The 18,975-nt window shown below is 73.1% G+C and carries 19 protein-coding genes; 13 read left to right on the plus strand and 6 right to left on the minus strand.

What is annotated here, in order from left to right:
• Nucleotides 1–10: 10 nt before the first annotated feature.
• Entirely contained in the window at nt 11–793 is a 783-nt protein-coding gene (locus tag E1291_RS12645; RefSeq protein ID WP_131737962.1) for an enoyl-CoA hydratase/isomerase family protein, read from the minus strand.
• A gap of 114 nt (nt 794–907) precedes the next feature.
• Between E1291_RS12645 and E1291_RS12650 the strand changes: the two genes are divergently transcribed.
• From E1291_RS12650 to E1291_RS12705, 12 genes are all read left to right on the plus strand, one after another.
• Nucleotides 908–1,726, plus strand: a complete 819-nt coding sequence (locus tag E1291_RS12650) for an enoyl-CoA hydratase/isomerase family protein (protein WP_131737963.1) — start codon at nt 908–910, stop codon at nt 1,724–1,726.
• A gap of 50 nt (nt 1,727–1,776) precedes the next feature.
• The gene (locus E1291_RS12655) at nt 1,777–2,427 is read left to right on the plus strand and encodes a nitroreductase family protein (RefSeq protein WP_131737964.1); all 651 of its coding nucleotides are present in this window, start codon (nt 1,777–1,779) and stop codon (nt 2,425–2,427) included.
• The gene (locus E1291_RS12660) at nt 2,424–3,002 is read left to right on the plus strand and encodes a nuclear transport factor 2 family protein (RefSeq protein ID WP_131737965.1); all 579 of its coding nucleotides are present in this window, start codon (nt 2,424–2,426) and stop codon (nt 3,000–3,002) included. The genes E1291_RS12655 and E1291_RS12660 overlap by 4 nt, the downstream gene beginning before the upstream one ends.
• 236 nt (nt 3,003–3,238) lie before the next feature.
• Entirely contained in the window at nt 3,239–4,435 is a 1,197-nt protein-coding gene (locus E1291_RS12665; RefSeq protein WP_131737966.1) for a CaiB/BaiF CoA transferase family protein, read from the plus strand.
• Between the two features lie 8 nt (nt 4,436–4,443).
• Nucleotides 4,444–4,947 carry an FAS1-like dehydratase domain-containing protein gene (locus E1291_RS12670; RefSeq protein WP_131737967.1) on the plus strand — a complete coding sequence of 168 codons (504 nt, stop codon included), beginning with the start codon at nt 4,444–4,446 and terminating at the stop codon, nt 4,945–4,947.
• The gene (locus E1291_RS12675) at nt 4,944–5,396 is read left to right on the plus strand and encodes a MaoC/PaaZ C-terminal domain-containing protein (protein ID WP_131737968.1); all 453 of its coding nucleotides are present in this window, start codon (nt 4,944–4,946) and stop codon (nt 5,394–5,396) included. Before E1291_RS12670 ends, E1291_RS12675 begins: the two co-directional genes overlap by 4 nt.
• A 26-nt stretch (nt 5,397–5,422) precedes the next feature.
• The gene (locus tag E1291_RS12680; RefSeq protein ID WP_131737969.1) at nt 5,423–7,243 is read left to right on the plus strand and encodes an acyclic terpene utilization AtuA family protein; all 1,821 of its coding nucleotides are present in this window, start codon (nt 5,423–5,425) and stop codon (nt 7,241–7,243) included.
• An 8-nt stretch (nt 7,244–7,251) separates the two neighbouring features.
• Nucleotides 7,252–7,566, plus strand: a complete 315-nt coding sequence (locus E1291_RS12685; RefSeq protein ID WP_131737970.1) for a DUF7508 domain-containing protein — start codon at nt 7,252–7,254, stop codon at nt 7,564–7,566.
• A 16-nt stretch (nt 7,567–7,582) separates the two neighbouring features.
• A complete protein-coding gene (locus E1291_RS12690) occupies nt 7,583–8,767 on the plus strand; it encodes an acyl-CoA dehydrogenase family protein (RefSeq protein ID WP_131737971.1) in 1,185 nt (394 codons plus the stop codon).
• 43 nt (nt 8,768–8,810) lie between these two features.
• Entirely contained in the window at nt 8,811–10,424 is a 1,614-nt protein-coding gene (locus E1291_RS12695; RefSeq protein ID WP_131737972.1) for an amidase, read from the plus strand.
• Nucleotides 10,425–10,513: 89 nt separating this feature from the next.
• Nucleotides 10,514–11,455, plus strand: a complete 942-nt coding sequence (locus E1291_RS12700) for a cyclase family protein (RefSeq protein ID WP_131737973.1) — start codon at nt 10,514–10,516, stop codon at nt 11,453–11,455.
• Nucleotides 11,456–11,568: 113 nt separating this feature from the next.
• The gene (locus E1291_RS12705; RefSeq protein ID WP_131737974.1) at nt 11,569–12,714 is read left to right on the plus strand and encodes a thiolase family protein; all 1,146 of its coding nucleotides are present in this window, start codon (nt 11,569–11,571) and stop codon (nt 12,712–12,714) included.
• A gap of 48 nt (nt 12,715–12,762) precedes the next feature.
• Here the strand turns inward: E1291_RS12705 and E1291_RS12710 are convergent, their stop codons facing one another.
• Nucleotides 12,763–13,398 (minus strand): LysE family translocator, encoded by a 636-nt coding sequence (locus tag E1291_RS12710; protein ID WP_131737975.1) that lies wholly within the window; start codon nt 13,396–13,398, stop codon nt 12,763–12,765.
• A 166-nt stretch (nt 13,399–13,564) separates the two neighbouring features.
• On the opposite strand from E1291_RS12710, the gene E1291_RS12715 reads away from it, so the two are divergent.
• On the plus strand, nt 13,565–14,368 hold the full coding sequence (locus E1291_RS12715; RefSeq protein WP_207400705.1) for an FHA domain-containing protein: 804 nt from the start codon (nt 13,565–13,567) through the stop codon (nt 14,366–14,368).
• A gap of 13 nt (nt 14,369–14,381) precedes the next feature.
• Here the strand turns inward: E1291_RS12715 and E1291_RS12720 are convergent, their stop codons facing one another.
• The 4 genes from E1291_RS12720 to E1291_RS12735 form a co-directional block, all read right to left on the minus strand.
• Nucleotides 14,382–16,217 (minus strand): serine/threonine-protein kinase, encoded by a 1,836-nt coding sequence (locus E1291_RS12720; RefSeq protein WP_131737976.1) that lies wholly within the window; start codon nt 16,215–16,217, stop codon nt 14,382–14,384.
• 95 nt (nt 16,218–16,312) lie between these two features.
• Complete coding sequence (locus tag E1291_RS12725; RefSeq protein ID WP_131737977.1) at nt 16,313–17,821, minus strand: RtcB family protein; 1,509 nt, start codon at nt 17,819–17,821, stop codon at nt 16,313–16,315.
• A gap of 133 nt (nt 17,822–17,954) precedes the next feature.
• Complete coding sequence (locus tag E1291_RS12730; protein WP_131737978.1) at nt 17,955–18,569, minus strand: TetR/AcrR family transcriptional regulator; 615 nt, start codon at nt 18,567–18,569, stop codon at nt 17,955–17,957.
• Nucleotides 18,570–18,633: 64 nt separating this feature from the next.
• Nucleotides 18,634–18,975 (minus strand): P-loop NTPase family protein (locus E1291_RS12735; protein ID WP_503108238.1); only part of this gene is annotated, 342 nt, incomplete at its 5' end.

Consider the following 18,975-nt stretch of genomic DNA (forward strand, 5'->3'; position numbering starts at 1 on the left):
ACACCTTCGGCTAGCGGCCCTCGAACACGGGCGCGCGGCCCGCGCGGAACGCCGCCATCGCCTCGGCGGAGTCGTGCGTGCTGTGCACGACGGCCATGTGCGAGGAGATCAGGTCGAGTGCGGTCCGGACGTCGGCGCGCGCCGACTGGTAGGCCGCCCGCTTGATCATCTGCACGTTGATCGGCGGCTGCGCCGCGAGCCTGCCCGCGTAGCGCCGCCACGCCCGCGCGAAGTCCTCGTCGGCGTGCACGTGGTCGGCGAGGCCGATGCGGCGGGCCTCGTCGGCGTCCACGAAGTCCCCGGTCCACAGGAGTTCGAGCGCCTTGGCCATCCCGACCAGCCGGGGCAGGTAGTAACAGCCGCCGTCGCCGGGGACGAGACCGATCCGGATGTAGCCCTCCGACAGCCGGGCCGACCGGGCCAGCAGCCGGATGTCGCACATCAGCGCCATGTCCATCCCGGCGCCGACGGCGATCCCGTTCACGGCCGCGATCAGCGGCTTGTCCAGGTCCTCGACGGCGAGGGCGACCCGGTGGATGCGGTCGTTCAGCAGGGACTTGAGCGCGAGGGGCCCGGTGGCCTCCGCGGTGAAGGCGTCGAGGTCGATGCCGGAGCAGAAGGCGTCACCGGCGCCGGTGACGACGACGACCCGCACGGCGGGGTCCGTCCGCGCGGAGCGCAGCGCCTTCTCCCACTCGTCGATCATGCCGAGGGTGAAGGCGTTCTTCACGTGCGGCCGGTTCAGCAGGATGGTGCCGATCCCGTCGCGCACGGTGTATTCCAGGTCCGCCACTCAGGTCTCCTCAAGCGCAGCTTGGCAAAGGTGGTGTGTCGGGGCATACTACCACGTAGGTTTTTTTTGACCCGTCGCGCCGTGCGGCGGAGGTCGAGCGGAGGAGGCTCTCGGATGGACTATTCGGATTTGGCGCCCAGCCTGCTGGTGGAGGCGGACGGGCCCCTGCGGATCGTCACGATGAACCGGCCCGATGAGCTCAACTCGTTCGACGACGCGCTGCACGTCGCGATGCGGCGGGTCTGGGACCGGCTGGTCGATGACGACGACGCGCGCGCGGTGGTGCTCACCGGCGCGGGCCGGGTGTTCAGCGCCGGGGGCCATGTACCGAACTTCATCCGCAACCACCACGACCTGGACGCGCGGCGCCGCGACATCCGGGAGGGCGAGCGGCTGGCCCGCGCGATGATGTCGTGCGAGCTGCCGGTGGTCGCGGCGGTCAACGGTCCCGCGGTCGGGCTGGGATGCAGCCTGGCCACCATGTCCGACTTCGTGGTCATGGCCGAGGACACGTTCATGAGCGACCCGCATGTGAGCATCGGGCTGGTCGCCGGCGACGGCGGCGCGGTCACCTGGCCGTGGCTGACCAGCATGCTCACCGCCAAGGAGTTCCTGCTGCTCGGTGACCGGATCCCGGCCGCCGACGCCGCGCGGGCGGGGCTGTGCAACCGGGTCGTGCCGGCCGACGAGGTGCTGGAGACCGCGAAGGCGTTCGCGCGCCGGTTCGCCGCGCTGCCGGCCCAGTCGGTGCGCGACACCAAGCGCGCCCTCAACATGCACCTCCTCGACTCGGCCAACGGCGTGCTCAACTTCGCCCTCGCGGCCGAGTACGAGTCCTTCGGCACCGACGACATCAAGGCCAGCGTCGCCCGGTTCCTCGCCAAGAGCGACGGCAAGGGCGACGAGAACGCCGACGCCCAGGTGAACGCCTGAGGGCGCACCACGGCCCCGGCGTCGTCGATGAACCGCCCACGGGAGACCTGATGGACATCGCGGTGACAGATCACCTCCTTTCCACGACACGCGCCGTACGCCGCCGGCTCGATCTCGAGCGGCCGGTCGGGCGCGACGTGATCCTCGACTGCCTGCGCCTGGCGGTGCAGGCGCCCACCGGCGGCAACAAGCAGGCGTGGCGCTGGCTCGTCGTGGACGACCCGGGGGTGCGCGCGGACGTGGCGGAGATCTATGGGCGCCGCACCCTGGCGGTCATCGACCGGCGGTATCCGCACCTCAAGGATCCGCAGACCAGGCGCGTCTACGAGGGCGCCCGATACCTGGCCACTGTCCTGGCGCGGGTCCCGGTGCTGATCGTGCCGTGCGTCCAGGGGCGGCCCGACGACCCCGGCGCGCCGCATCCCGCCGCGTTCTACGGTTCGATCTTCCCGGCGATCTGGAGCCTGCAGCTCGCGCTGCGGTCCCGCCGGATGGGCTCGGTGCTGACGACGCCGTTCACGGGCGAGGACGAACGGCGCTACGCCGAGATCCTGCGGCTGCCCGCCACGATGACGCCCGTCGCCCTGCTTCCCGTCGCGTACACGATCGGTGACGAGTTCAAACCCGCCCGGCGTCCGCCCATCGAGACCATCACCCGCTGGAACGGGTGGACGGACCGACCTGAGAAGGATCTGCCGTGACGGAACGCCGGGCCCTCGACGGCCACGGGGAGATCGGCGAAGCGCCGGTCGCGGAGTCCCTGCGGCTGCTGCTGGACGAACGGGACATCACCAGGGTCGTCCTGCGGTACGCGCACGGAGTCGATCGCGGCGACGTCGACATGGTCGGGGCCTGCTATCACCCGGGCGCCCATGACGACCACGGCTATGCCAGCGGGACCGTCGAGGAGCTCACGGCGAGACTGCGACGGCGCCCGCCGGGACGGGGCGTCAGGCACCACCTCATCGGGAACGTGCTCATCGACGTCCGGGGCGAAGCCGCCGTCTCCGAGGCCTATTTCCTCTGTTACATGGAGGACCTCGACGGTTCCGGGACGGCCGCGCCCATCGGCCTGTTCGCCGGCCGGTACGTCGACAGGCTCGAGAGACGCGACGGCGCCTGGCGGATCTCGCGCCGCGTCTGCGTGATCGACTGGAGCCGCGAGCTGGGCGAGGCGCCGCCCGCGCCCCGGGCGGACACGTTCGGCTGGGGCTCCGCAGACGACCGCGACCCGGCCGTCGTCGCCTTCCGCGAACTGACCGCGCCCCGGCGCTAGGAGACCGGCCTTCGGACTCCCGGCCGCGCGGCCCCGCCGCCGCGCGATCCCCCGTAGCCGCGCGAGCGCGGCCCGGCCCGCCCTGCCGCCGGGCCGGGCTCGGGACCGCTCTTCCGTTACGAGCTACGCAGTAGTATGTTTTCTGGATAAGTCCGCAGGTGGGGCGGGGGTACAGCTAACTGGGACGAGCTGTTCGGCCGCATGGCACCGTCCCCCTCCGGAAGAAAGGATCTGCCGTGACACAACCGCGGGCCCTCGATGGCATCGTCGTCCTCGACCTCAGTCAGGTGTACTACGGTCCCTACTGCACCGCGCTGCTGGCGCAGCTCGGCGCGGAGGTCATCAAGATCGAGCCGTTCCGCGGCGAACCCGTGCGGTGGCGCGTCGTCGGTGAGCAGCAGACGGCCGCGTTCGACCTGCTCAACGGCGGGAAGAAGAGCCTGCGGCTGGACCTGAAGAATCCCCGCGGGCGCGAGCTGTTCCTGCGCCTGGTCGCGCAGGCGGACGTGGTCGTGGAGAACTTCGCCCCCGGCACCCTGCGGCGGCTGGCCCTCGGCTACGACGTCCTGGCGGAGGCCAACGAGCGGATCATCCTCGCGTCCGGACGCGGATACGGCGCCGGCACCCCCCAGGCCGAGCAGCGGGCCATGGACCTGACCATCCAGGCCGTGACCGGGGTGATGGCGGCGACCGGCTGGCCCGACCAGCCGCCGACCAAGGCGGGACCCGCGGTCGCCGACTTCTTCGGCGGCACGCACATGATGGGGGCCATCGCCGCGGCGCTCTACCAGCGCACGGTCACCGGACGGGGCCAGCACGTCGAGGTCGCGATGCAGGACGCCGTCCTCCCGTCGCTGACCTCCAGCATCGCCGGTTACCTCGACAGCGGCGGGACGCTCCCGGAGCGGACCGGCAACAGGCACGGGGGACTGGCGGTCTGCCCGTACAACGTCTACCCGGCGGCCGACGGCTGGGTGGCGATCCTGTGCATGACCGACGGGCACTGGCAGGCGCTGTGCGGGCTGATGGACCGCGCGGATCTCGCCGAGGACCCCGCGTTCGCTTCGCCGCCCGCCCGGGTGGCGCAGATGGACGGGCTCGACGAGATCGTCGCGAAGTGGACCGCGGAGCTCACCCGCGACGACGTGGCCGAGCGGCTGCAGTCGGCGGGAGTGCCCTGCGCGGCGGTGCTCGGCCTGTCCGACGTCATGTCCGGGCCCCTCGTCGGGGACGACGGCATGATCCGGCCCGTTCGCGCCCCCGACGGCCGGCCCTCGTACGTCTTCGGCAGCCCGCTGCGCCTCACGGACTCGGCGCCGCGCCCCGCCGAGCCGGCCCCCGCCCTCGGCGAGCACACCGAGGACGTGCTCCGGCGGCGGCTCGGGCTGGACGCCGCCGAAGTCCGGCGGCTGCGCGACGAGAACGTTGTCTAGGAGAACCCATGCCAGTTGACGAGACGCTGCTCGACTCGATCCGGACCGGGATCGGCTCGGAGCGCACCCACTCCCTCGGGGAGATCACCGCGCTGACGATCCGGCGCTACGCCCGCGCCATCGGCGAGTCGAACCCCCTGTACTACGACTCCGAGTTCGCCCGCGCCCGCGGGCACGCGGACATCGTGGCGCCGCCCAACCTGGTCACGGCGGTCAGCTCCTGGGACGAGGGCCCCGCCGCCGCCGACCTCCGTGCCGACGGCACGCCGAAGGCGCTTCAGCTGGAGGGCCTGCCCACCAGCGGCGTACGGGTGATGGGCGGGGGCGAGGACATGGAGTTCCACAACCCCATCACGGCCGGCACGGCCGTCGTGGAGCGGACGACGATGATCGACGCCGAGCTCGTGCAAGGGCGCAAGGGGCCGTTCATCGTCGTCCGCTACCGGCACGAATTCGTCAACGACGACGGACTCCCCTTGGTGACCTCGACACGGAAGGTTCTGCTCCGATGAGCGAATCGAGCACTACGACCAGCCGGGATCTCCGATTCGGCTCCGTCGGCGTCGGCGACCGGCTGCCCGAGATGCGCCATGTTCCGACCAGGCTGCAGCTGTTCAGGTACAGCGCGGTGACGTGGAACAGCCATCGCATCCACTTCGACCCCGACTACGCCGCGCACGAGGGCTATCCGGACGTCCTCGTCCAATCTCATCTGCACGGCGCCTTCCTGGTGACGTTGTGCACGGAATGGGCGGGGGCGAGCGGACGGCTGGCCAGGCTGGAGGTGTCGGTCCGGCGCTTCGCGGTTCCCGGTGACGTTCTCGTCTGCGCCGGTGAGGTCACCGGTGTCGAGCAGGTCGACGGAACCCACGGTCTGGTCCACCTCAGCGTCACCGAGACCCGGGAGTCCGACGCCACGGTGTGCGCCATCGCGACGGCCTCGGTCGCATTGCCGCTGTGAACACGAGTGAGAGGAAAGAGGGGAAAATGTCGGCGACACGCGACATCCTCCGGGTCGGAAACTGCTCGGGATACTACGGAGACCGTTTCGCCGCGGCCCGTGAGATGGTCGAGGGCGGTCCGCTGGACGTCCTGACCGGCGACTACCTCGCCGAGCTGACCATGCTGATCCTGTGGAAGACCCGGCGGCGCGACCCGGACGGCGGCTACGCGACGACGTTCCTGGCGCAGATGGAACAGGTGCTCGGCACCTGCCTGGATCGCGGCATCAAGGTCGTCACCAACGCCGGGGGGCTCAATCCCGGCGGGCTCGCGATCGAGCTCGGACGGCTGGCCGAGCGGCTCGGACTCCACCCGAGCATCGCCCACGTCGAAGGCGACGACCTCCTGGAGCGCATCCCCGAGCTGCGGCGGCAGGGGCATCCCCTGGCGCACCTCGGCTCCGGGAAGAACCTCGCCGATGCGGGCGTCGAGCCCGTGACCGCCAACGCCTACCTGGGCGGATGGGGGATCACCGAGGCGCTGCGCGGCGGCGCCGACATCGTGGTCTGCCCCCGGGTGACCGACGCCTCCCTGGTGGTCGGGCCCGCGGCGTGGGCGTTCGACTGGCGGCTCGACGACTGGGACCGGCTGGCCGCCGCCGTCGTCGCCGGGCACGTCCTCGAATGCGGTCCCCAGGCCACCGGCGGCAACTTCTCCTTCTTCACCGAGCTGCCGGACCGCGGGCGGCCGGGCTACCCGATCGCCGAGATCGCCGCGGACGGCTCGTTCGTGGTCACCAAGCACCCCGGCACCGGCGGCGCGGTGACCACCGAGACGGTCACCGCGCAGATCCTCTACGAGATCGGCGCGCCGGAGTACCTCAACCCGGACGTCGTCGCCCGGTTCGACACCATCGAGCTGTCCGACGACGGCGCCGACCGCGTGCGGGTCACCGGCGTCCGCGGGCTTCCCGCGCCCGACACCGCCAAGGTCTGCCTCAACTACCAGGGCGGCTACCGCAACAGCGCCACGTTCGTCCTCACCGGGCTGGACATCGAGGCCAAGGCCGCCCACGCCGTCCGCACTCTCGGCCTCGACCGGCCCGGTGGGCCGGACGCGTTCGCGGAGACCGACGTCCGGCTGCTTCGCACCGACGCCCCGGACGCGCCGGACAACGCCCAGGCCGAGGCCCGCCTCCGGATCACCGTGAAGGACCCCGACGAGCGCAAGGTGGGACGCCGCTTCTTCAACACCGTCGCGGAGTCGGGCCTCGCCGGCTACCCCGGCCTCTACCTCGAACGGGCCGAACGGTCGGCGAGCGCCTACGGGGTCTACTGGCCGGCGCTCGTGCCCGTCGACGTCCTCAGCCCCGAGGTCGTCTTCCAGGACGGGCGGCGGCTGCGGGTGCCCCGCCCGCCCACCGAGAGCCACGAAACGCGCCAGGGCGACGCCGCGCCGCGCGCGCCGCGGACGATGGACGGCGACACCGTCCTCGCGCCGCTGGGCCGGGTGGCCGGCGCGCGTTCCGGAGACAAGGGCGGCGACGCCAACATCGGTCTCTGGGCGCGCACGGACGAGGCGTACGCGTGGCTGCGCGACCACCTCGACGAGGACCGCCTGCGCGCCCTGCTCACCGAGGCCGCCGACCTGGACGTCGAGCGGTACGAACTGCCCAACATGCGGGCCGTCAACTTCGTCGTGCGCGGCCTGCTCGGCGAGGGGGTCGCCGCGACGACGCGTCCCGATCCGCAGGCCAAGGGACTGGGGGAATACGTGCGTTCTCGATTCGTGGAGATTCCGCGGGAACTGCTACCGGACGGCCACGCCGTCGCCGATCACTCTCGCGAGGCGGTGGGAACCCGATGAGCGTCTCCATGACCAAGCCCTGGACTCCGCTCACGGCCGAGACCCTCGCGCTGGTGCCGGGTTCGGTCGGCGTCTTCGAGGTCGCCGACGAGAGCGGCGTCATCGCCATCGACTACGCCGGCGGCAACAGCCTGTTCGGCCTTCGAGGGGCGCTCGGGGAATGGCTCGCCGAGCAGCGGGGCCTGTCGTTCCGCTACGAGCGGACCAACGCCTACCTCTCCCGTTATCGGGAGCTCGTGCAGGTCTTCGTCAACGACTCCGGTGCGGTTCCCCGGAACCTGGTGGGCCGTGACGTGCCCACCGGACACATTCGATCGAACTAGAACTGGAGGAGCGACCATGGGTTTCGCCATCACCGAGACACAGCGAACTCTGATCGAGAACGTCCGGCGTTTCGTCCGCAACGAGATCATTCCGCTGGAGTTCGAGCTCGATCCCGACGAGAGCGAGCTGAGCCCGGACGTTCTGGCCGGCCTCGTCGCGAAGACGAAGCAGATGGGGCTTTACAATCTTGACGTCCCGGAGGAACTGGGCGGTGTCGGCGCGGACACCGTGACGCGAACGCTGCTGGCCATGGAGATGTCCCAGCATCGCGCCGGTCTGTACTCGCCGTGTTACGCGGCCTTCGGCCAGCCCGACATGGCCCAGTTGTACGAGGCGACCGACGAGCAGAAGAAGCGCTACCTCTTCCCGATCCTGCGGGGTGAGAAGAAGTCCTTCTTCGGGCTCACCGAACCGTCCGGGGGAAGCGACCCGGCCCGGTCGATCCAGACCCGCGCCAAGCGGGACGGCTCGGACTGGATCATCAACGGCAACAAGACGTTCATCAGCGGCGCCGACTCGGCCGACTTCGGGCTGGTCTTCGCCCGCACCGGCGACCAGGAGTCGGGGCGCGGCGGCATCACCTGCTTCATCGTGGACGCCGACGCCCCCGGGCTCACCGTGCGGCGCGTGATCCACACCCTGCGCTCGGGGCACTACCCGACCGAGCTGGTGTTCGAGGACGTCCGCGTGCCGGCCGAGGCGGTCCTCGGCGAGGTCGGCCAGGGCTTCGCGATGGCCAACGAGCGGCTGACCAGGAACCGCATCCCCTACGCCGCCGGGTGTCTCGGAGTGGCGATGATGGCGCACCGCATGGCCGTCGAGTACGCCGGAACCCGGTCGGTCTTCGGCTCCAAGCTCGCCGACCACGAGGGCATCCAGTGGATGCTCGTCGACAGCGAGATCGATCTGCGCAGCGCGGCGGCCGTCACGCTGGACGCCGCCGAACGCGCCGACAGCGGCCGGCCGTTCCGCACCGAGGTGGCGATCGCCAAGATCGTCGCCACCGAGGCGGCCGGCCGGGTGGTGGACCGTGCCATCCAGATCCACGGCGGGTACGGCGTCACGAAGGACCTCCCGCTCGAACGCTGGTACCGCGAGCTGCGGATCCGCCGGATCGGCGAGGGCTCCACCGAGACCCAGCGGATGATCATCAGCCGGGACATGCTCAAGGGCCGCTACACGAGCTGGATGGACCGATGACCCCGGGCGTCCGCCCGTCCCGGCGGCGGGGACGCGGCGCGCGATGACCCCGGCCGAGCGGCTGGTGCGGATCCTGGCCGACCGGGCCGGGCTGACGATGAGCGCCGACGAGCTCGCCTCCGTCGTGCGCGACTACCCGGTCCTGCGGCACCAGGCCGACGAGCTGCACCGGGCCGTCACCGACGGCATCGCGCGCGACACCTCGACGCCGTCGGCGTTCAAGGCGGGCGGCGCGGCCGGGCCCGCCCGTCCCCGGGCCGCCGCCCGGACGATCCGGGACGCCGCGTCCGCGCTCCGCGAGGGGACGACGTCGGCGGTCGAGCTCACCGGCGACGTCCTCGCGCGCGTCGAACGTCTCGACGCGACGCTCGGGGCCTACGTCGGAACGTTCCGCTCCGCCGCCCTGGAGGCGGCGGAGCGCGCGGACCGCGACCTGGCCGCCGGGCGGGACCGGGGGCCGCTGCACGGAATCCCGCTGGCGGTCAAGGACGTCATCGCCACGGCCGAGGGGCCCACCCGGGCGAACAGCCTGGTCGCGCCCCGGTGGTGGCGGGGCGAGCGCGACGCGACCGCCGTGGCGCGGCTGCGCGAGGCGGGCGCGATCATCGTCGGCAAGACGACGACGAACGAGTTCGCCCTCGGGCTGAACGACCCCGCCTCGGGCTTCCCCATGCCGCGCAACGCGTGGGACGCCGAGCGCTACGCCGGGGGGTCGAGCTCCGGCGCGGCCATCGCGGTCGCGTCCGGCATGGCCCTGGGCGGGCTGGGCACCGACACCGCCGGCTCGATCAGGCATCCCTGCGCGCTCAACGGCGTGACCGGCCTCAAGGTGAGCCGCGGTCGCGTCCCGGTCACGGGGGCGGTGCCGCTGTCGCCGACGCTGGACACCGTCGGCCCCGTCGCCCGCTCCGCCTGGGACTGCGCCCTGATGCTCCAGGTGATCGCCGGCCACGATCCGGGGGACGCCGGCTCCGGCTGGCGGCCCGTCCCGCGGGATCTCGGCGCGCTGGACGGCTCCGTGCGGGACCTGCGGATCGGCTGGCCGAAGCGCTACTTCTTCGAGACCGGCAACGTCGCCGATCCGGTCAGGACGCGGGTGACCGAGGCCATCGAGGTGCTGCGGGACGCGGGCGCCGAGGTGGCGGAGGTGAGCCTGCCCCACGCCGACCTGGCGAGGGTCGGGGCCCACATCGTGCTGCTGTGCGAGGCGTTCACCCGTCACCGGGACGATCTCGCGGAGCACTGGGACGACTACGGGCGCTTCGTCCGTGGACTGCTCGCGCGAGGAGGGCTGTACGGCGCGGCGGACTACATCCAGGCGCGAGAGATCGGGAAGGTGTTCGCCCGCGAGGTGTCGGAGGCGATGCGCGGCCTCGACGTGCTGATCACGCCGACCATGCCGACGGGCGCGCGGCTCCTCCAGGAGACCGATCCCACGATGATGGACCGCTGGTCCAGCGCGTCGTTCACCGCGCAGTGGAACCTGGCCGGGTTCCCCGCGTGCGCCGTGCCGGTCGGCTTCGACGGAGCCGGCATGCCCGTCTCCATGCAGATCATCGGACGGCCGTTCGACGAGACCACCGTCCTTCGCGTGGCCGACGCCTACCAGCGGCTGACCGACTTCCATCTGGCGGCCCCGGCACAGCCGGGGGAGTGACCCGTCCCCAACAGAACAACCCACCACCCCACGCCGACGGCGCGACCGACGCGCATCCGCATGGTCGTACCCGAGGAAAAGGAGACCACATGTCCGACAACCCAGCATCCGGGGCCAACCGGCAGGTGGCGACGAGCCCCTACGGGCCCGAGGACGAGATCGGCCGGCTCAACCTGATGAGCCCGGAGTCCCGCGCCGCCGTCATCAGCCGCATCGACGCCACCCAGATGTTCGACCTGTCCGTGGACTACTTCATCGGGATGCCGTCGTGGCAGCTCGTCGGCGACCCCGCCTACCAGATCTGGATGACGCACACGCCGCACGGCACCGTCAACGACGAGCTCCCGGGCGTCACGCGGGAGATGACCGAGTACATCGGCTACTCCGGTGACGCGATGTCGATGTACACGCACACCGGTACCCACATCGACACGCTCAACCACTACGGCTACAACGGGCGCATCTACAACAACTTCACCGAGCGGGAGCACCTGGGGACCCGGCACTGGCGGGTCTCGGGCGCCGACAAGATGCCGCCGATCGTGGCCCGGGGCGTCCTGCTCGACTTCCCCCGCCTGCGCGGTGTGGACATGCTCCCCGACCGGTACGGGATCACCCCCGAGGACGTCGACGAGTGCCTGGCCGCGCAGGGCGTCGAGGTCCGGCTCGGTGACGTCGTGCTCGTCCGGACGGGCAGGATGAAGGCGTGGCCGGACGCCACCGAGTGGGGCGACAACCCGCCGGGGCTGAACCGCGCCGCGGCGGTGCACCTCGTCGAGCGGGGCGCGATGATCATCGGGTCCGACACCATGTGCGTCGAGCAGGGGCCGTCGGACGACCCCGACAACTACACGCCGGTGCACACCTATCTCCTCGCCGAGGCGGGCGCCCCCCTGATCGAGGTGCTCGACCTGGAGGAGCTCGCCGCGGCCGGGGTGCACGAGTTCGGATTCTTCGCGGCGTGCCTGCGCCTGCGCGGCGCCACCGGATCGCCGCTGCGCCCGTGGGCCTTCCCGTTCCGTCAGGACTGATCCGGACCCGAACCGGTGGCGCGGCGCCGCACCCGTGCCGGCGCGCCGCGGCGCCGCGCCGTCCACCCGAACGTTCCCGGCAAACCAAAGCACGACGAGTACAAGGAGAGACCATGCGAGACGCTGTCGTCGTGGCGGCCGTCAGGTCCCCCATCGGCAAGCGGGCGGGAGCGCTCTCGGGCGTCCATCCCGCCGACCTGTCCGCGCGAGTGCTGTCGGCCCTCGCGGACCGCGCGTCGCTGGACCCGGCGGTCGTGGACGACGTGATCTGGGGCTGTGTCAGCCAGGCCGGTGAACAGACCTTCGACATCGCGCGGACGGCGGTGCTGTCCGCGGGCTGGCCGGAGTCGGTCCCCGGCACCACGGTCGACCGTCAGTGCGGCTCGTCTCAGCAGGCCGTCCACTTCGCCGCCGCCGGCGTCGTCGCCGGGCACTACGACGTCGTCGTGGCCGGCGGCGTCGAGTCGATGTCCCGGGTCCCCATGGGATCGGCCGCCGGCGACCGGTCCCCGCTCGGGGAGCTGTACGCGAAGCGCTACGGGGACGGTCATCCGAACCAGGGGCTCGGAGCCGAGCGGATCGCCCGCGAGTGGTCCTTGGACCGCGGCCGGCTCGACGCCTACGCCGAGCGCTCTCACCGGCGGGCCGCGGAGGCGATCGCCGCGGGGGCCTTCGACGCGCAGATCGTGGGCATCGGGACCCCCGGCGGAGTCGTCCGCGCCGACGAGGGAGTGCGCCCGGACTGCTCGGTCGAGGCGCTGGCCCGGCTGCGGACCCCCTTCCTCGAGGGCGGCGTCATCAGCGCCGGCAACAGCTCCCAGATCAGCGACGGGGCCGCCGCCCTGCTGATCACCACCTCGGAGGTCGCGAGCGCGCGCGGATGGAGGCCCCTCGCCCGGATTCACACGGCGGTCGTGGTGGGCAGCGAGCCGAACATCATGCTGACGGGGCCGATCCCGGCGACGGCGAAGGCACTGGCGAAGTCCGGCCTCGGCCTCGGCGACATCGGGGCATTCGAGGTGAACGAGGCGTTCGCCTCGGTGCCGCTCGCCTGGCAGGCCGAGTACGGCGTTCCCGAACCGGCGCTCAACCCGGTCGGCGGCGCCATCGCGCTCGGCCACCCGCTCGGCGGATCCGGCGCCCGCATCGCCACGACGCTGATCCACCACATGGCCGGCAACGGAATCCGCTACGGGCTCCAGACGATGTGCGAAGGGGGCGGCCAGGCGAACGCGACGATCTTCGAGCTCGTCCCGTGAGCGGCCGGGGCCGGACTCCCCGGGGCTCGGCCCCCCGGGGGGCGCCGGTCAGCGTTCGACGGCCAGCCGGACGCCGAGGCCGATGAAGATCCCGCCCGTCGCCTTGTCGATACGGCGGCGGGCGCCCTCCCGGCGCCGCAGCCATCCGCCGATCCGCCCGGCGAGGACGCCGACGAGACCGTCCACGACGAACTCCATCGCGATCAGCACGGTGCCGAGGATCGCGAACTGGATCCAGACGTGCCCGAGCGACGGCGCGATGAACTGGGGGAGGAACGCGATGGTGAAAGTGACCATCTTGGGGTTGAGCAGGTTGGTCAGCAGGCCGTTGAGGTAGGCCCGGCGCCCGGACATGCCGCCGCCGCCCTCCGCGGCGACCTCCGCGTCGACCCCCTGACGATGGCGGAGCATCCGCACGCCCAGGTAGATGAGGTACGCGGCGCCCACCACGCGCACCGCGGTGAAGGCGGCCGGGACCGCCGCGAACAGCGCGGCCAGGCCCGCCGCCGCGACCGCGACGTGGACGGCCTCGCTGGTGGCCACCCCGGCGGTGGCGAGCAGCCCGGCGCGCGGCCCGCCGCGCATCCCGCAGCCGAGGATGAACAGCATGTCCGGGCCGGGGGTGATCATCGCGATGACCGTGGTCAGCGCGAACGCGAGCAGAAGGTGCTGGTCGATCGGCATGATCCGATCCTGCCATCGGGTCCCGTGCGCTCGCGAGGCGGGATGCGCGGACGCAAACGACGGGACCGTCCGGGCATACCGGACACGGGACCCCTCCCGGGCGCGCGCGGCTACCGTTGGTCCCGAGCGGCGAGCAGAGTGGACCGCGCAGAGAGGACGAGGGGACATGGCATCTCCCATGCGGAGCCCCCTGGGCAAGGTCGACATCCTGCCGAAGGAGACCGGCAGCCTCGCGGCCGGGCTTCCCCCCGCCCCGGCCGGCACGCTGTTCGTCATGGGCGCGAACGGCGGGATGTGCGTCGCGCCGGACGCCGGGTTCACGCTGGTGTTCGGGCGCTGCGAACCGGACGTGCACGTGTGCGTCGGCGCGAACGACCCGCACGTGAGCCGCCTGCACGGCACCATCAGCCGCGAGCACTCCCGGTGGGTGCTGCACAACGCGGGCAGGCTGGCCATCCGGTTCCCGGGGCAGCGGCTGGTGCTGGGCGGTCACCGGGCCGAGCTTCCGGTGGCGTACACGCCGCTGTTCATCGTCGCGCCCGAGCAGGAGCACCTGCTCGAGGTGCGGATCGCCGCCGGGGCCGGCGCCGGGGCGCGGGACCGGCACGAGGCGCCCACCCACAACCCCGACGGCTGGAGGCTCGGCGAGGACGAGCGGCTCGTGCTGGTGTGCCTCGGGCAGCGCTACCTGCGGCAGGACCCCTGGCCGCAGCCGCTGACCTGGGCCCAGGTCGCCGACGAGCTGAGCCGGCTGCGCCCGGGGCAGAAGTGGAACGCCAAGAGGGCCGCGCGGATCGTCACCGAGGTGCGCAGGCGGCTCAGCCGCAAGGTCGACGGCCTCCTGGAGGAGGACATCCCGCCGCCGATCGGCAACACGCTCAATCACAACCTCGTCACCGAGCTGCTGCTCACCGCGACGCTGTCGGCGGAGGACCTGCGGCTGCTGGAGGAGCCGGCCTCCACCGGCTGAGGCGGCGCCGGCGTCAGCTCTGGGCGAGGGCGGCGGCGGCCTCCCCGGCCAGATCGGTGCCGAGCGAGCACATGCGGCCGACGGGGTCGTCCCCCTCGACGACGAGGTGGACCACCTCGACGATCTTCTGGTCCTCGTCGGCGGTGAAGGTGCGGTAGACGACGCGGACGAGGCACGACCCGTCGCCGTCCCCTCCCGGCTCGACGAACGCGCGGTAGCCGCCCAGCCGGGTGGGCCGGCCGTCCCTCGAGCCGAGGGGCTGCCCCTGGTCGAAGCGCAGCTTCACCTGCAGTTTGCGAGTCGTGCTGTGCCACTTGCACGACCAGCGGGCGAACTGGACGTCGGGGTCGCCGGCGTCGATGCCGGGTACCCGGTCGAGCGCGCGGGGGCCGAGCAGCGCGCAGGCGTCCCGTTTCGCCAGCGAGGCCGCCGGCAGCGGCGGGGAGCGGCGGGCGATCGGGCCGCGGCGCAGGACGGCGGTCACGCCCGCCGTCGCGACGTCGGCGATGGCACAGAGCGGCGCGGGGCCCTTCTCCTCCTGGTGCGCGGCGATGTTGATCTTGGTGCCGCCGTCGGGGGCGGGCAGCAGGACCGTCCGGTCGCACTCGTCGTCCTCGGCGGGCTCCGCCACGACGCGGAACCCGCCCACCGTCCGCGCCGCCCCGGCGGTCTCGGGAGGCGACCAGGCGTCGAACTCGACCTTCACGTCCACGACGCTGTTCGCGCCGGACCGCACGACCACGTCGCACCGGTCGAAGTTGCCGTAGTGCCGGTCGAGCTCGGTCTCGCCGAACCGCCCGAACGCCGAGGGCGTGACCAGGGCGCAGGGCTCCGCCTCGCGCGGGTCGCCGAGAAGGGAGGACGGCCTCTTCGGCCGGGGCGCCGGGCCGGCCTCGTCGGAGAGCGGCGAGGTGAGCGCGAGCGTCAGCGCGATCGCCGCCGCGGCGCCCACCGCGGTCACGAGCCACGGATGGCGGCGGGCGTAGCGCGGGCCCTTCGCCCACCACGCCCGCCCGCCGGGCTCGCCGGGCCCTCCGGGGAAGGGAGGGCCGCCGGGGTCCTCTGTCGTGGCGTAGGGGATGGGGGGCGGTGCGGCCCCGGCCATGGCGCCGAGCGCCTCCCGCGCCTCGGCGGGGGAGGGCCGTTCCGCCGGGTCCTCGCGGAGCATCCGGTGCAGGACCTCGCGTAAGGACGCCGCGTCGGGGGACGTGGCGGCGCCGGCGGCGCCCGGCGGCGCACCGGTGATCAGCGCGTGCAGGGTGGCGCCGAGCGAGTACACGTCCGACGCGGGCTCGGGCCGCCCCTGGACGACCTCGGGCGCGGCGTAGCCGGGGGTGTGGGAGACGGCGGCGTTCGGCGTGAGCGTCTGCCGGGCGCCGGTCCGGTAGGCGGCGCCGAAGTCGGTGAGCTTGGCCGTGCCGTCCGCCTTGATGACGATGTTGCCGGGCTTGACGTCGCAGTGGACGATGCCCTCGGCGTGCAGCGCCGCGAGCGCGTCGGCGATCTGCGCGCCCACCCGGGCCGCCTCCTCCGGACCGACCGGGGGGCGGCCGGCGAGGCTCCCGCCCGGCACGTACTCCAGGACGAGCCAGGACGTCGCGCGCCCCCGGACCCGCACGCGGATGGCGTCGAACAACGTGACCACGTGGGGGTGGCTGAAGCGGGCCAGGGCGCGGGCCTCGGCGCGCAGATGGCCGAAGGCGTCGTCGTCGTCGCTGTTCAGGGCGCGTTTGAGGATGACCTGCCGGGGGAGCAGCATGTCCTCGGCGAGCCAGACCTCGCCCATCCCGCCGCGGATGGGTCCCCTGACGAGCCGGTAGCGTCCGGCCACCTCCGCACCTGATCGCACGGTCTCTCCCTCCGCCCGGACGCCGACAGGCCGTGCACGATCAAAGCTACTGGGTGACCGGGCGGGCACACACGGTTTTGGCGGATGCGTCCAGATCAACCCTTGACGGTCAGCAAGGGGCGCAGTTCGGCGACAGGGGCGGCGACGCCGCCGCCGCGCAGGCTGGACACCACGGGGCCGATGTCCTTGTACGCCCACGGCGCCTCCTGCTTGAGGTCGCGCCGCCACGCGGCCATGACGTCGGAGCGGCGCGCCACCACCGGGTTCCGGTGGTCCAGCGGTGTGACGACGCGGAACTCGCGCAGGAACGCCTCCAGTTCGGCGTCGTCGCCGCGGGCGGCCGCGCCGCGTGGGACGCGGCGCCCGGCGCCGTGGCAGGCGCTGGCCAGGGTGCGCGGGTCGCCGTGCCCGCGCAGGACGAAGCTCGACGCGCCCATGGAGCCCGGGACGATGACGGGTTCGCCCCACAGGGCGTACGGGCCGCCCGCCATCGCCGCGTGACCGCCCGCCGGGGTCGCGCCCTTGCGGTGCACCACGCGATCCCCGTCCTGCCAGAAGAGGTTGTGGGGCGCGTCGTACAGCAGCCGGGACGCCATCTCTCCGCATTCGGCCGCGAGGCCCGCGCGCATGGTCAGCGCCAGGAAGAACCGGTTGCCGACGGCGAAGTTGGCGGCGTTGCCGAACGCGTCGAGGTAGCGGCGCCGGGCCGGTGCCGAGCGTTCGTCCAGCAGGAACGGCAGGATGCCGTTGCGCGGGCGGGCCAGCCCGGCAGGCCAGCCGGCCCGGAGCCGGTCGAGCGCGGTCGCGTTGGCCTGGTGGCCGAGGGACAGGGAGCCGCTGTGGACCATTAGCACGACGGTGCCCGGGGTGAGGCCCCACGCGTGGGCGGCGGGCCCGTCGTGCACCTCGGAGACGTACTGCAGTTCGGCGAAGTGGTTGCCGCCGCCGATCCCGCCGATGACGCTGTCGTGGCCGGAGCCCCCCGCGCCGCCGATCCAGCCGGCGAAGTCCCGCGCCGTCGTCACCGGGTGGCCCGGCGCGTGCACGCGGTCCAGGGAGTCCTCGGCGTCCTCGGCGGACAGGCCGCGCCAGCGGGCGGGGCCCGCCAGGAGCAGGCCGGGCAGCCCGTCCCGCAGCAGGCCCTCGCGCTGGGCCGGGGTGAGCGCGATCCGCCGCCCGCCCTCGAAGAACAGGTGCCGCAGCCGCCGCTCCAGCGCGTCCAGCCGCGGCCGGACGCGGTCGGCGCGCAGCGTGGTGACCTCCAGCCGCATCCCGCAGTTGACGTCGTTGCCGACCGCCTGCGGGAGCAGCGCGTGCTCGGTCTCCAGGACCGTGCCGATCGGGATGCCGGCGCCCTTGTGGAAGTCGGGGGTGAGGGCGGCGCGGACGATGCGGGGGACGGGGCCGTCGTAGCCCGGCGTCGCCTCGGCGAGACGCCCGAGCGTCTCGGCGGTCTCCAGGACGGCCAGCGCCTCGCCGACGGCGGCCGGTTCGAGCGGGACGTCCGGGGCGGCGCAGATCTCCACGGGGACGCCGTGCGGGTTGGGGAGGCTGAGCCAGTGCTCGCTCGTGCGGACGAGCCGGTGGTCCTGACGCGTGGACATGGGGGATCCTTCGGGGCTGCCGGATGCGCGGAGGGCGCGCAGGGGAGTGGGGCCGCCCGCGCGGGCGCGGCGGCGCGGCGGGCGTGGCGCCCGCGGAGTCCTCGGGTTCAGCAGCCGCGAGGTCGTCCCGACGTTACAGCCGGCCGTCGGCCGCCGCCACCGGTTTCTCCCGGGCCCCCGGCTCGGGGGCGCCGGTGTAGCTCGTCACCATCCGCGCGATGACGTGGGCGACCCGCGCGGGCGGCGCGGACGGCAGCATGATGTGGCTCATCGTGAGCCGCACGGCCGCGTCGGTGATCTCGACGATCGCGTCCCGGCCGAGATGCGGCCACCGCGCCAGGGCGTGCTCGGCGAGCCGGGCGCTGGCCGTGAACAGCACCGGCTCGGCCCGGGTGGTGAGCAGCGGCAGGAGCTCGTCGCCGCCCGCCCCGGTCAGCACCGCCTTCGTCAGCGGGTCGTCCGCCGACATCTCCAGCGTGTACAGCACCGCCGCGGTGACGGCCGAGTAGAGGTCGTCGTGCTCGGACAGCACGCGGTCGATGCCGTCGAGGTAGCGGTCGTTGTCGCGGATCACCACGGCGCGCGCGAGGCCCCACTTGCCACCGAACTCGTTGTAGACGGTCTGCCGGCTCACCCCGGCCGCGTCGGCGACGTCCCGCATCCGCACGCCCCGGTAGCCGCGCTCCACGAGGAGGTCCGCGGCGGCGTCGAGCAGGGACTCGCGCACGGAGCGGCCTGCGGTGCCCATGGCTGGTTCCTCCGGATGCTGGTCAGCGGCTCGTTCCCATTATCCTTCCGCCGGCCGGGTCCGACTATCGAACGAAGGGCCGGATGCGGCGGTCCGCGCGGACCTCGGCGGGCGGCCCCGAGGCGATCACCCTCCCGGCGTCCAGCACGTGCAGCTCGTCGCAGACCCCGAGGACCGGCTCCAGGCGGTTCTCGACGACGAGCACCGCCAGCCCGTCGGCGGCCAGGTCGCGCAGCAGCACCTCCAGGGCGCGCCCGTGGCGCACCGGGAGGCCGGCCCACGGCTCGTCCAGGAGCAGCACGGCGGGGTCGGCGGCCAGGGCGCGGGCCAGGTCGCCCAGCAGGACGACCTCGGCCGGGGCGCCGGCCAGGGGCAGTCCCGCGTGCCCGCCGAGCCCGACGCGGTC

This window comes from Actinomadura roseirufa, assembly GCF_900659635.1.
Lineage (GTDB): Bacteria > Actinomycetota > Actinomycetes > Streptosporangiales > Streptosporangiaceae > Spirillospora > Spirillospora roseirufa.